At 71.4% G+C, this 13,008-nt stretch carries 13 protein-coding genes and 1 pseudogene; 3 read left to right on the plus strand and 11 right to left on the minus strand.

Annotation, left to right across the window (positions count from 1 at the left end; genetic code table 11):
- The first annotated feature begins 36 nt into the window (after positions 1-36).
- Positions 37-1,467 (plus strand): MFS transporter, encoded by a 1,431-nt coding sequence (locus tag HA073_RS19820; RefSeq protein ID WP_166457031.1) that lies wholly within the window; start codon positions 37-39, stop codon positions 1,465-1,467.
- Between the two features lie 58 nt (positions 1,468-1,525).
- On the opposite strand, the gene HA073_RS19825 is transcribed toward HA073_RS19820, so the two are convergent.
- From HA073_RS19825 to HA073_RS19845, 5 genes are all read right to left on the minus strand, one after another.
- A complete protein-coding gene (locus HA073_RS19825; protein ID WP_043328802.1) occupies positions 1,526-3,172 on the minus strand; it encodes an alpha-amylase family glycosyl hydrolase in 1,647 nt (548 codons plus the stop codon).
- Positions 3,173-3,215: 43 nt separating this feature from the next.
- Complete coding sequence (locus tag HA073_RS19830; RefSeq protein ID WP_166457032.1) at positions 3,216-4,292, minus strand: LacI family DNA-binding transcriptional regulator; 1,077 nt, start codon at positions 4,290-4,292, stop codon at positions 3,216-3,218.
- A 62-nt stretch (positions 4,293-4,354) separates the two neighbouring features.
- The gene (locus tag HA073_RS19835) at positions 4,355-5,314 is read right to left on the minus strand and encodes a carbohydrate ABC transporter permease (protein WP_043328804.1); all 960 of its coding nucleotides are present in this window, start codon (positions 5,312-5,314) and stop codon (positions 4,355-4,357) included.
- Position 5,315: 1 nt separating this feature from the next.
- Positions 5,316-6,362 (minus strand): carbohydrate ABC transporter permease, encoded by a 1,047-nt coding sequence (locus HA073_RS19840; RefSeq protein ID WP_030502266.1) that lies wholly within the window; start codon positions 6,360-6,362, stop codon positions 5,316-5,318.
- Between the two features lie 72 nt (positions 6,363-6,434).
- Positions 6,435-7,775, minus strand: coding sequence for an ABC transporter substrate-binding protein (locus HA073_RS19845; protein WP_064447780.1), 1,341 nt, complete (start codon positions 7,773-7,775; stop codon positions 6,435-6,437).
- Positions 7,776-8,011: 236 nt separating this feature from the next.
- Here HA073_RS19845 and HA073_RS19850 point away from each other — a divergent pair, with 236 nt between their 5' ends.
- Positions 8,012-8,788, plus strand: a complete 777-nt coding sequence (locus HA073_RS19850) for a M23 family metallopeptidase (protein WP_043328805.1) — start codon at positions 8,012-8,014, stop codon at positions 8,786-8,788.
- A gap of 43 nt (positions 8,789-8,831) precedes the next feature.
- Here the strand turns inward: HA073_RS19850 and HA073_RS19855 are convergent, their stop codons facing one another.
- The 5 genes and pseudogenes from HA073_RS19855 to HA073_RS19875 form a co-directional block, all read right to left on the minus strand.
- Positions 8,832-9,329, minus strand: a complete 498-nt coding sequence (locus HA073_RS19855; RefSeq protein WP_043328806.1) for a TspO/MBR family protein — start codon at positions 9,327-9,329, stop codon at positions 8,832-8,834.
- A gap of 139 nt (positions 9,330-9,468) precedes the next feature.
- On the minus strand, positions 9,469-9,615 hold the full coding sequence (locus HA073_RS19860; RefSeq protein WP_013288160.1) for a GPGG-motif small membrane protein: 147 nt from the start codon (positions 9,613-9,615) through the stop codon (positions 9,469-9,471).
- Positions 9,606-10,386, minus strand: a pseudogene (locus tag HA073_RS19865) (metallophosphoesterase). Before HA073_RS19865 ends, HA073_RS19860 begins: the two are co-directional and overlap by 10 nt.
- 10 nt (positions 10,387-10,396) lie before the next feature.
- Positions 10,397-10,606: a hypothetical protein gene (locus HA073_RS19870; RefSeq protein WP_225319459.1), complete on the minus strand. Its 210-nt coding sequence runs from the start codon at positions 10,604-10,606 to the stop codon at positions 10,397-10,399.
- A 56-nt stretch (positions 10,607-10,662) separates the two neighbouring features.
- The gene (locus tag HA073_RS19875; protein ID WP_043328811.1) at positions 10,663-11,244 is read right to left on the minus strand and encodes a nucleotidyltransferase; all 582 of its coding nucleotides are present in this window, start codon (positions 11,242-11,244) and stop codon (positions 10,663-10,665) included.
- 148 nt (positions 11,245-11,392) lie between these two features.
- Here HA073_RS19875 and HA073_RS19880 point away from each other — a divergent pair, with 148 nt between their 5' ends.
- A complete protein-coding gene (locus HA073_RS19880) occupies positions 11,393-12,124 on the plus strand; it encodes a dTMP kinase (RefSeq protein ID WP_166457033.1) in 732 nt (243 codons plus the stop codon).
- Here HA073_RS19880 and HA073_RS19885 read toward each other — a convergent pair.
- Positions 12,109-12,786 (minus strand): SDR family NAD(P)-dependent oxidoreductase, encoded by a 678-nt coding sequence (locus HA073_RS19885; RefSeq protein WP_043328814.1) that lies wholly within the window; start codon positions 12,784-12,786, stop codon positions 12,109-12,111. The two genes, HA073_RS19880 and HA073_RS19885, sit on opposite strands and share 16 nt — an antisense overlap.
- Positions 12,787-13,008: the final 222 nt, after the last annotated feature.

A 13,008-nucleotide genomic window follows, 5' to 3' on the forward strand; every position in this document is an offset into this window, starting at 1 on the left:
TCCCGGAACCGGCCCGCACCTGATTGGCTGCCCTGCATGACGGGCACGAAGGTCTCCCGGCGCGGGAACGCGGCACACCGGTTCTACAGCGTCGTCGTCTTCGTGGTGCTCGCCTCGCTGGACAACGTGGCGATCGGCCTGGTGCCCCCGCTGTACGGGCCGATCTCCACCGCCCTCGACGTACCCCAGCGGATGCTCGGCCTGGTCACCGCCGTCAGCTTCCTGGTCAGCGCGGTGGCGGCGGTGGGCTGGGCGTACGTCGGGGACCGCACCAACCGCAAGCCGCTGCTCATGGTCGGCACGCTGCTCTGGGCCGCCGGCACCGCCGGCAGCGCGCTCGCCGGGGGGTACGCGACGTTCCTGGCCGCGCAGTTCGTCGGCGCGGTCGGGCTGGGCGCGGTGGGCTCGGTCGGCTTCTCCGTGGTCACCGACCTGATCTCGCCGCGCCGACGCGGCCTGGTGATGAGCTTCTGGGGGCTGTCCCAGGGCATCGGCACGCTGGCCGGGACGCTGCTCGGCGGCGTGCTCGGGGCGACCGACTGGCGGCGGCCGTTCCTGCTGCTGACCGGCGTGGGTCTGGCCGCCACGGTGGCGTACCTGTTCACCTACGACATCCGGCGCGGGCAGAGCGAACCGGAGCTGGCCGGGGCGATCGACGCCGGGAACGAGTACGACTACCGGATCAGCCGCGCCGACCTGCCCCGGATCCTGGCCCGCCGGACCAACCGCTGGCTGATCCTGCAGGGGCTGACCGCCCAGGCCGCGTTCGGCTCGCTGGTCTGGCTGCCGGTGCTGTTCAGCCAGCGGGCCGAGGCGCAGGGCTACTCGCCGGCGACGGCCGTGGTGGTGGGCAGCGTCTTCGCCACCCTGTTCCAGCTCGGCGGGGTGTTCTCGATCGTGGGCGGCCTGGTCGGCGACGCGCTGCAACGGCGTACGCCCAGTGGCCGGGCCACCGTCGCGGCCGTCGGCATCCTCGCGGCGCTGCCGTTCTACCTGGTCCTGTTCTTCGTGCCGATCCGCATCGACGTGCCCGACGGTGCCGGGGCGGGCGCGGTGGTGACGGCGGTGCTGTCCAGCGTGCTGACCGAGCCGACGGTGGGGCTGAGCCTGCTCACCGCCGTGGTGGCGCTGGCGCTGACGTCGGCGAACTCGCCGAACTGGTTCGCGCTGATCGCCGACGTCAACCCGCCCGAGCACCGGGGCACCGTCTACAGCCTGGGCAACCTCGTCAACGGCGTCGGGCGGGCGGCCGGCAACGGGCTGGTCGGGGTGGTGTTCGCCGCGCTGCGTACGGCCTTCCCGCCGCCGTTGAACTACGCGGTCGGGCTGGCCGCGTTCCAGCTCTTCTTCATCCCGACCGGGATCATGTACTGGCTGGCCGCGCGTACGTCGCCGCGGGACATAGCGCAGGTGCACGACCTGCTGCACGCCCGCGCCGACCGCCTGGAAGGAAGGGCCCCTTCTTAACGGTGAGTGTTAATAAGGGGCCCTTCCTATACCGGAGGCGTTAATAAGGGGCCCTTCCTTACACCACCCGGAACCAGACGGTGACGTCCGTGGGGACCGTGGCGTCGTCCAGCGGCGCGCTCGACACCAGCACCTGCGCGCCGGCCGGCAGCGGCGCCGGGTCGGCCCCGAAGTTCGTCAGCACGGTGAGGTCGCCGTTGGTGAACGTGAGCACCTCGTCGCCGGAGGACAGGAACCGCAGCGGGCCCCGGGCCAGCGCGTGCTCGCGGCGCAGCCGCAGCGCGGTCCGGTACAGCTCGTACGTCGACCCGGGCACGCCGCGCTGCCGGTCCAGCGCGTACTCGGCCCAGGTCGACGGCTGGGGCAGCCAGCTCGCGTCGGTCGGCCCGAAGCCGTACGACGGGGCGTCGGCCTCCCACGGGATCGGCACCCGGCAGCCGTCCCGGCCGCGCTCGGTGTGCCCGCTGCGCGCCCAGGTCGGGTCCTGGCGGGCCTCGTCGGGCAGCGTGGTGTGCTCCGGCAGCCCCAGTTCCTCGCCCTGGTAGAGGTAGGCGGAGCCGGGCAGCGCGAGCATCAGCAGGCTGGCTGCCCGGGCCCGGCGCAGACCCAGCGCGGCGTCCGGCTGCGGGTCGTCCACGCCGACGCCGTTGGCCCGGCCACCGGCGGTGCCCAGCCCCAGCCGGGAGGCGTGCCGGACCACGTCGTGGTTGGACAGGACCCAGGTGGTGGGCGCGCCGACGGAGTCGGTGGCCTCCAGCGAGCGGGTGATCACCGCGTACTGGGCCGGCGCGGTCCAGGCGGCCAGCAGGTACTCGAAGTTGAACGCCTGGTGCATCTCGTCCGGGCGCACGTACCGGGCCAGCCGCTCGGCCGGCTCCACCCACGCCTCGGCGACCAGGATCCGCTCACCGGGGTACGAGTCGAGGACCCGCCGCCACTCCCGGTAGATCTCGTGCACGCCGTCCTGGTCCCACATCGGCGGGCGCGGCTTGTCCACCTCGCTGCCGGAGAGGATCTCCTGCGGCTCCTGCCAGTCGGCCAGGTCGGCCTGCTTGATCAGGCCGTGCGCCACGTCCACCCGGAAGCCGTCCACGCCCCGGTCCAGCCAGAAACGCAGCACGTCGAGGAACTCCGCGCGCACCTCCGGGTTGTCCCAGTTGAGGTCGGGCTGGCCGGAGTCGAACAGGTGCAGGTACCACTGTCCGTCCGGCAGCCGCGTCCAGGCGGGGCCGCCGAAGACGCTCACCCAGTCGTTCGGCGGCTCGGCGCCGTCCGGGCCCTTGCCGTCGCGGAAGACGTAACGCTGCCGCTCCGGGCTGCCCGGGGCGGCCGCCACCGCCTCGGTGAACCAGCGGTGCGCGGACGAGGTGTGGTTGGGCACCAGGTCGACGATCACCCGTAGCCCGCGCGCCTTCGCCTCGGCGATCAGCTTGTCGGCGTCGGCGAGCGTGCCGAACAGCGGGTCGACGTCGCGGTAGTCGGCCACGTCGTACCCGGCGTCGGCCTGCGGGGACGGATAGAACGGGGACAGCCAGAGCGCGTCGACTCCCAGCTCGGCGAGGTGGTCGAGCCGGGAGGTGATGCCCGGCAGGTCGCCGATGCCGTCGCCGTCGGAGTCGGCGAACGAGCGCGGGTAGACCTGGTAGATCACCGCCTCGGTCCACCAGCCGGTGCCCGGGGCCTGCTGCGTCGCGTCGGTGTTCAGCGCCTTACTCCTGTCTGGGTGGTGCGGGGACGAGCAAGTTGGTTCAGTGTGCCCGCGGCGGCGCTGTCGATTCGCGCACCACCAGGCGAGTGGGGAGGATCACCGGGGGTGGCGTCCCGTCGTCGGTGCCGGTGCCGGCGCCGCGCGGCGCGGGCACCAGGCCGGGGTACGGCTCGGTGGCCCGTACGCCGAGCGGGTCGAGCAGGATGCGGGCGGCGAGCAGTCCCTGGTCGGCGGCGGGCTGGGCGATCGTGGAGAGCCCGAGCACACCGGCGAGGTCGTGGTCGTCGATGCCGATCACGCTCACGTCCTGCGGCACCCGTAGCCCGGCGTCGCGCAGCGCGGTGACCGCGCCCATCGCCATCTCGTCGCAGGCGGCGAAGATGGCCGTCGGCGGCTCGCCCCGGGCCAGCAGCTCGGCGGTGGCCCGGGTACCCCCGTCGATGGTGAACCGCGACTCGACGTCGAGGCTCGGGTCGGGCCGCAGCCCGGCGGCCCGCAACGCCTCCTGGTAGCCGCGCCGCCGGTCCAGGTGGGTGGTGAAGGCCAGTTCGTCGTCCGGGTCGCCGGAGATGTGCGCGATCCGGGTGTGGCCGAGGTCGAGCAGGTGGCGGGTGGCGGTCCGGGCGGCGGCCACGTCGTCGATCCGGACGCAGGGCCACCCGGGCACCTCGCTGCCGGAGCTGATCGTCACGCCGGGCAGGTCCAGGTTCGTCAGCGCGTGCACGTCCGCCGCGCGCAGCGGGGTGGCGACCAGGATGATCGCGTCCACGCGCTTGTGCAGGCTCGCCGTGCGCAGCACCCGCTGGCGGGTCTGCTCCCGGCCGCCGAGGTTGTAGAGCAGCAGGTCGTAGCCGCTGTCCTGGAGGAACTCCTCGACCGCCTCGACCACCGTGCCGAAGAACCACCTGGTGATCCGGGGCACCACCACCGCGACCGTGCCGGTCCGGCCGCCGGCCAGCCGGCTGGCGCTCGGGGACACCGCGTACTGGAGCTGCTCGGCGGCGGCGAGCACCCGCCGCCGGGTCGCGGCCGAGACCGTCGGCAGGCCCCGCAGCGCCCGGGAGACGGTGGCCGTGGAGACCCCGGCCAGCCGGGCGACGTCGTCAATTCTGGTCATCGTGTGGGCTCCCCGCCGTGACCCGGGCCCCGCCGCCGGCCGTGCCGGCGGCGGGGCGCGGATCAACCCTTGACGCTGCCGGCGAGCAGGCCTCGCACGAAGAAGCGCTGGAGGGACAGGAACACGATCAGCGGTACGACGATCGACACGAACGCGCCGGCCGTCAGCCGCTGCCACTCGTTGCCCCGGGTGCCGGCCAGTTCCGCGAGCCGGACCGTCAGCGGGGCGGTCTCGTCGCCGCCACCGGCGAAGATCAGCGCGACCAGCAGGTCGTTCCAGACCCAGAGGAACTGGAAGATGCCGAACGCCGCCAGCGCGGGCATGATCAGCGGCAGCACGATGGTGCGGAAGATCTTCGGGTGGGTGGCCCCGTCGACCCGGGCCGCCTCCATCAGGTCGCCGGGAAGCTGCGAGATGAAGTTGTGCAGCAGGAACACGGCGAACGGAAGCGCGAAACAGGTGTGCGCGAACCACACCTGGGCGAACTTCTGCTCGTCGACCAGGTCCCACGCGGGCAGGATCTGCACGCCGGCGATCGTGACGCCGGTGGAGAAGAACCGCAGCAGCGGCACCAGGGCCATCTGCAACGGCACGATCTGCAGCGCGAAGATGCCGATGTAGACCCAGTCCCGCCCCTTGAAGTTCATCCACGCCAGCGCGTACGCCGCGAGCGACGCGAACGCGAGCGGGAAGAGCACCGAGGGGATGGTGATCGCCAGCGAGTTGATGAAGTAGCTGGCCAGCTGCCCGGACGAGCCGGAGCTGAACAGCACCTCCTGGTAGTTCTCCAGCGTGATCTGCGGGTCGCTGAAGAACGTCCACCACCCGGTGGTCTTGATCTCGTTCTCCGGCCGGAGCGAGGAGATGAACAGGCCGAAGGTCGGGATCGTCCAGAGCATCGCGATGACGACCGACACGAGCGTGGCGGTACGGCTGTTCAGACGCTTGCGCACCCGGGCGCCCCGGGTGGCCGGTTCGGTGGCCTGGGCGCCGACTCCGACGGTGGGCGTGGTGGTGGTCATCTCAGCCCTCCCGCTGCTTGCGCAGGTTGCGGATCTGGTAGATCACGATCGGGATCACCAGGACGAACAGGAACACCGCCAGCGCCGAGCCCTGCCCGTTCTCCTGGTAGCGGAACGCCTGGTTGTACATCTCGGTCGCGATCACGTTCGTGTCGTAGTTGCCGTTGGTGGCGGTGCGGACGATGTCGAAGACCTTGAGCGTGGCGATGGAGATCGTCACCACCACGACGATCAGCGCCGGCCGGATGCTGGGAATGGTGATCCGCCAGAACATCTGCCAGGCGGTGGTGCCGTCGAGCCGGGCCGCCTCGACGATGTCGGCCGGGATGGCCTTGATCGCGGCGGAGAGCACCACCATGGCGAAACCGGCCTGGATCCACACCATGATCACGATGAGCAGGAACGTGTTCAGCGGCGAGTCCAGCAGCCACTGCTTCGGTTCTCCGCCGAGGCTCACCACGATCTGGTTGAGCAGGCCGATCTGGTCGCCCTCGCCCCGGTAGGCGTAGACGAAGCGCCAGATGATGGAGGCGCCGACGAACGAGATCGCCATCGGCAGGAAGATCAGGGACTTGGCGACCGCCTCGAACCGTGCCTTGTCCACCAGGACCGCGTAGATCAGGCCGAACGCGGTGGCCACCAGCGGCACCAGCAGCACCCAGATCAGCGTGTTGACCAGGACCCGGACGATCGAGTCCTCGGCGAACATCCAGCGGTAGTTGTCCAGTCCCACCCAGTTGCTGCTGCTGGAGTCCATGAAGGAGAGCAGCGTGGTGCGGATGGCCGGCACCACCAGTCCGACGGCGAGCAGCAGCAGCGTCGGCAACAGGAAGAAGAACGCGAACGCGCCCTCGCGCTGCTTGGGCCGGCGGGGCAGCGGCGTGCCGCTCACCGAGGCGGCGACCAGTTGCGCCTCCCGGCGCCGGGCGAAGTACGACGGCACCACGTCGAGGAGCAGGAGCAGCCCGCCCACCACCGCGACGAAGGCGATCAGCCCGTACATCAGCATGAGGAACTTCGGCTGCTCCGCCGCGAAGTCGAACTCCATCGACCCTCCTTCAAGGGTTCGGCTAGCAGAGGTGGCCCGGTCCGGGGGAACCGGACCGGGCCACCTGCTAGATCACTTCCAGCTGCCCTCGATGTCGTTCAGGACGGAGTTGGTGTCCTTGCCGTTGATCCAGGCCACCATGCCCTTCCAGAAGGTGCCGGCGCCGACCGCGGCCGGCATCAGGTCCGAGCCGTCGAAGCGGAAGACCGTCTTCTCGTCCTGGAGGATGCCCACGGAGAGCTTGTCCACCGGGTTCGGCACGTTGTTGATGTCCAGCTTCTTGTTCGCGGACACCCAGTCACCGATCTTGGCGCGGCTGTTGGCGTACTCGCCGGAGGCCAGGTAGGTCTGCACCGCCTGGACCTCGGGACGGTCGGCGAACGCGCCGACGAACTCGCCGCCACCCAGCACCGGCTTGCCCTTGGCCGGGTCGATGGCCGGGAAGTAGAACGCGAAGACGTCGCCGTCCTCGGCCACCTTGGTGCCCTCGGGCCACTGGTTGGCGTAGAAGGACGCCTGGCGATGCATCGCGCACTTGCCGGTGGTGATCGGCGTGCCGCCCTCCTGGAAGGCGGTGGTGGAGATGCTCTTGACGCCGCCGAAGCCGCCGTTCATGTACTTCTCGTTCTTCAGGATGGTGCCGGCCCGGTTGAGCGCGTCAGCCACCTGCGGGTCGTTGAACGGGATCTGGTGGGTGGTCCACTTGTCGTAGACCTCCGGGCCACCGGTACGCAGCAGCACGTCCTCGATCCAGTCGGTGGCCGGCCAGCCGGTGGCGTCACCGGACTCGATGCCGGCGCACCACGGCTTGGTGCCGCTGGCCGCGATCTGGTCGGAGAGCTTGATCAGGTCGTCCCACGTGGTGGGGACGGTCCAGCCCTTCTCCTTGAAGGTCTTCGGCGAGTACCACACGAAGGACTTCACGTTCGAGCCGAGCGGGGCGCCGTAGAGCTGGCCGTTGACGGTGCTGTACTTCAGCCAGTCGGGGGAGTAGTTCTGCTCGGCCATCGCCTTGGTGTCGGCGCCGACCGGCTTGAGCTTGCCCGAGTCGACGAAGCGCTTCAGCAGGCCCGGCTGCGGGATGAAGGCGAGGTCGGGGGCGTTGCCGCCGTCGACCCGGACCGGGAGCTGCGCCTCGAACTCGGCGTTGCCCTCGTGGTCGATCTCGATGCCGGTGCAGTCCTCGAACTGCTTCCAGGACTCGTTGAGGCGGTCGGCCTCGATCTCCCGGATGGAGGAGTAGATGGTTACCTTCTTGCCGTCGTGACCTTCGTACTTCTCGTATGCGGCGCATTCGGCCGATCCGGCCTTGTCGCTCTTCTTGTCATCGCCGGTGCCGCAGGCGGCGACACCGAGCGCCAGCCCCAGGACGCCGGCGACCGCGAGCGTCTGGCGCGATCTGGCAAACGCCATGCCGATCTCCTTCCTTGCCGGCGCGTGGGGGGATCGAACCCGCGCCGGTCCGATGGTCGTCCTCACATGTAAGCGCTTGCATCGTGTCGGGTCCACCCCTGGCCGGACACGGCCCGGTAACAATCCCGAAACCCTGGCCAGGGGCTTGGGTGCGCTCCCACGAATCTTCCCGGGAACGGAACTTTCTGTCAGGATGTCCGCATCACATTGAAGACTTTCAACATTGGAGGCAGTGGATGCGTAAGCGATGGCTCGCCCTCGGGGCGAGCGCGACGGTCCTGGCGGCGACCCTCGTGCCGGCCGCGCCGGCGATGGCCGCGCCGACGTTCAAGGTCCCGTTCCCCTGCAACCAGTCCTGGTCCGGTCAGACCCGGACCAACCACAGCCCGGCGAACGCCATCGACTTCAACCGCACCGACGACGCCGGCGACCCGGTCGTCGCCAGCGCGCCCGGCACCGTCGACGTGGTCACCAACCTCGGCGACACCAGCTACGGCAAGTACGTCCGGATCAACCACGGCGGCGGCCACACCACCTACTACGCCCACCTGAGCGCCTTCAACGTCTCCGTCGGGCAGACCGTCGGCTACGGCCGGGTGATCGGGTACGTCGGCACGACCGGCGGCTCCACCGGCCCGCACCTGCACTACGAGCAGCGCATCGACGGCAGCTCGGTGAAGATCAAGTTCAACGGCGTCCAGGCGCTCTACTGGGGCACCAAGACCTACACCAGCGACAACGGCTGCGGCGGGACGAACACCGGCCAGGGCACCGTGAACACGGCCGGCTCCCCGCTGACGGTCCGCTCCGGCCCCGGCACCGGCTACAGCTCGGTCGGCACGGTCGCCGACGGGGCGAAGGTGACCATCCAGTGCCAGACCAGCGGCACCAGCGTCAGCGGCACCTACGGCACCAGCTCGATCTGGGACCGGATCGGCTCCGGCCGGTTCATCTCCGACGCCTACGTCTACACCGGCTACGACGGCTACATCCCCGGCGTACCCCGCTGCTGAGCCCGGCGGGCGCGGGGGCGACCGGCCCTCGCGCCCGCACCGGTCAGGAGTTCAGCCGCCACACCGCGAAGTTCAGCGCGGACGCGAACGTCACCCACGCCCAGTACGGCAGCATCAGCAGCGTGGCCGGCCGGGAGACGCGCCGGAACAGGACCACGGTCACGCCGATCGCCAGCCACATCAGCACGATCTCGGCGAACGCCAGCCCGTACGCCCCGGCGCCGAAGAACAGCGGGGTCCAGATCGCGTTCAGCACGAGCTGCACCACCCAGGCCCAGAGCGCGGGGCCGAACCCGGCCCGGCGCCAGACCAGCCAGCCGGCGATCGCGATCAGCGCGTAGAGGACCGTCCAGACCGGGCCGAACAGCCACGACGGCGGCGCCCACGCGGGTTGCTCCAGGCTCTGGTACTCGGCGGAGGTGCCCTGCACACCCAGCCCGCCGATCGCGGCCGCGGCGAAGGTGGCGGCGCCGAAACCGAGCAGCGCCCACCACTTCCGGGCGCCGGTGGTGCGCCGGGTGACACTCTGCGACGTCTCCATGGTCGAGATGTTTCCGCTCGACCGGCCCGGCAAACGCCGGCCCGGACGCGGAAAAGCCGGAGTCACCCGGCCCGGGTGTTCCGGTCCGGCAGGACGGAACACCCGGGCCCGGCGACCCCGGCGGGTACGAGAACCGCTGTTACGTGTTGAAGATGCTGACGCCACCCGGGCCGACCAGGAGGCCGACGACGATGAGGACGATGCCCCAGAGGATCTGCCGGCGGAACAGGGCGAGAATTCCGGCGACCACCAGTACGACTGCGAGAATCCAGAGAATCAGCTCCATGTCGGCTGAATACCCGTGCGCCCGATCCCGGAAACCTCCCGGTCAGTCGAGCTGGTCACCGCCCAGGTGGAAGACGCTGTACGCCTGCTTGATCACCGGGTGCGCCACGTTGCGGACCCGCACCCCGCCCGGCGTGGTGCCGCGCTCGGTGCCGTGGTGGGCGTGCCCGTGCAGCGCCAGCGCGGTGGGCGCGGCGTCGATCGCCTGCCCGAGCTGGTAGCAGCCGAGGAACGGGTAGATCTCCAGCGGCTCGCCGGCGAGCGTGTCCGGCACGGGGGAGTAGTGGGTGAGCGCGACGAGCGCGTCGCAGTCCAGCGAGAGCAGCGCGTCGGCGAGTGCGTCGGCGCTCTCCCGGGTGGTCCGTACGAACGCCTTCATCTCCGGCTCGCCGAAGTCGCTGGCGCAGCGCCCGGCGAACCCGCCGCCGAACCCCTTGACGCCGGCCACCCCGAGCCGCCCGCCCGGCGTGTCCACCACGACGCCGGTGCCCTCCAGCACCGTGATCCCGGCGTCCTCCAGCACCTTCACCACCTGCGGCACCTGGTCGCACTGGTGGTCGTGGTTGCCGAGCACGGTGATCACCGGTACGCCGAGATCGCCGAACTCCCGGGCCACGCAGCGCGCCTCGGCCTCGGTGCCGTGCCGGGTCAGGTCACCGGCGAGCAGCAGCGCGTCGGCGGAGCCGGGCAGCTCCTCCAGCGCCGGACGGAACCGGCCCACCACGTCCTCGTCCAGATGCACGTCGCCGACGGCGGCGATCCGGATCACCATCGAACCTCCCTCACGGCAGCTCCTCGACCTGGGTGGGCGCCTGCGTGCGGATCACCCCGATGTCGCTCGTCACGTGGGTGTCCGGGAAGCGCTCGGCCACCCGGCGCAGGATCTCCTCCCGCCGGTGCGGGCTCTCCACCTCGCCGTAGAGCACCAGCCCGTTCTCCCGCCGCACCACGGTGATGCCCTGCTCGGCCACCGTCGGGTCCTCGGCCAGCATGCTCTGGATCTCCGCCTCGACGTACTCGTCGGGGGGAACGTCGCCGGACAGTCCGGTCACAGGGTCTCCCTTCCGCCGGGCGCGCCGCCGGGCAGCACGTCCAGCCGGTCGAGCAGCACCAGGAACGCCTCCGCGTACGGCGAGTGCTGCGTCTCCTTCCGTACCCGTTCCCAGTCGATCTGTTCCCGCAGCGAGCGGGCCAGCGGCAGGGCGCGGGCGAAGTCGCAGTAGTGCTGCGAGAAGCTCAACAGCTTGTGCACCATGAGCTGGCTGGCCGAGAGCACCGGCATGTGGATGGCGTCGACCGGGCGCACGATCGTGTCGGCGAACGTCTCCTCGGTCACCGGCGTCTCCACCGGCCGGTGGATCAGGTCCACCATCCGGTCCTCGTCGTAGACCTTGACCAGCCAGTCCTCCGGCGGGCGCTCGGCGGTGAAGCCGGCCTCGACGAGCGCCTCCAGCGCCCGGTCGACGTCCGCCTCGCGGAGCAGGAAGTCCACGTCGTGGTCGCTGGAGTGGCCGCCGTGCGCGTACACCGCGAAGCTGCCACCCAGCGCGAACGGGATCTCGGACTGTTTGAGCACGGCGGCGACCTTCTTCAGCGTGTGCACCAGGGTCTCGTCCCCGCGCTCGGCCATCTGCGGCTCCCTCGTCGTCATGGGCGGTGGGATCACGTTGCGTACCCGGCGGACGCTCCGGTCACACCTGTTGCGGCGCGATCGGCCCGCCAGGGCAGGAAAGCGACATACAGGCCGGTGTGGGCGTCGGTCGGATAACCTCGGGAGGGTGGCCAGCTCACTGCGGACGCGGCGGGGCAGGGCCCGACTGCGTGCCGTCGCCCTGATCGGCATCGACGGCTCAGGCAAGACCACCCAGGCGCACCGGCTCGCCCAGGCCCTCACCGCCGCCGGCCACCCCGCGACGTACCACCGCAACGCCGGTGGCCGCCGCTGGCTCGGCCGCGTCGCCCAACGGATCGGCCGTCCGGACGCGCAGCGGCTCGTCGGGCGGGACGGCCTGCTCGTGGTCGAGTCGGCGCTGCGCTGGCTGGCCATCGCGCTCGCGCTGCTGAGCTGCCTGGTCACTGGCCGCACCGCGGTGATGGACCGCTGGTCGTACTGCCAGTACGCGAGCATCCGGGCGCACGGCGGGCAGCGGTGGGAGCGGCTGGTCCGGGCCGGCTACCGGGTCTTCCCGGCGCCCGCTGTCACGTTCCTGCTCACCGTCGACCCGGCCGAGGCGTACCGCCGGATCGAGCGGCGCGGCACCGACCACGAGAGCATGACCTGGCTGACCGACGCGGACGCCGCCTACCGGAGGCTGCCGGAGTACGGCGGCTTCGTGGTGGTGGACGGCAACGGCCCACCGGAGGAGGTGGCCCGCCGGATCCGGGCGCACCTGAGCGAGTGGCTGCCCGACGATCCGTCCGCCGGTCCCGGCCCGGCTCCGGGCGGCCCTCCACGTCCGGCCGGCGGGGCGGGCCGCGACGGCCCGGTGCCGGTTCAGGCCCGGCCGTAGACCGGGATGCCGGCGCCGCTCGTGGGCGCCGACTCGGGGGAGGCCAGGAACCGGATCACGCCGGCGATCTGCGCCGGAGGCACCCAGCGCCGGTGGTCGGCGTCGGGCTGGGCGGCCCGGTTGGCCGGGGTGTCGATGACGCTCGGCAGCACCGTGTTGCACCGCACCCCGCGCTGGCGGTACTCGACCGCGACCGCGTCGGCGAACGCCCGCACCGCGGCCTTGGCGGTGACGTAGCCCGAGGCGCCCGGGAACGGCGACACCGCCGCCCGCGCGGAGACGCAGACCACGGCGCCGTCACCGGTTGCCACGAGGTGCGGCAGTGCCGCCCGGGTCACCAGGTAGGTCGGGCGCAGGTTGAGCCGCAGCATCCGCTCGAACTCCTCGACCGGGGTCTCGTGCACCAGGCCGCCCGCGGCGTACCCGCCGACCAGGTTGACCACCGCGCGCAGTGGCGCGGCCGGCTCGGCGGTCGCGACCTCGACCGCCCGCGCGGCCCCCTCGGGGGTCAGCAGGTCGGCCACGACCCGGACCGGGCCGTCGTCCGTCCCGGCCTCCCGCTGGGGTACGACCACCCGCCAGCCTGCGTCGAGGAAGGCGGCGGTGACCGCGCCGCCCAGCCCACCCGTGCCTCCGGTGACCAGCACCGTGCGTTCCGTCATGGACACACACGCTAGTCAACCGTCGTGCCGACCGACCGGTGACCCGCACGGGCCGTCCGGACCGTCCGGCCGAGGCCGACCAGGCAGGCCCTGCCGCGCGACGGCGGACCGGCACGTCGGGCGGCAGGAGTGACTCGACCGGACCGGTTGAGGCGGTGGGGCTGCGACAATGGGATCCTTGGCCCGGGGGCGGGCACGGAAGACGGTAAATTTCCCGATACG

It is taken from the genome of Micromonospora sp. CMU55-4, from assembly GCF_011602315.1.
Classification (GTDB): Bacteria; Actinomycetota; Actinomycetes; order Mycobacteriales; family Micromonosporaceae; genus Micromonospora; species Micromonospora chalcea.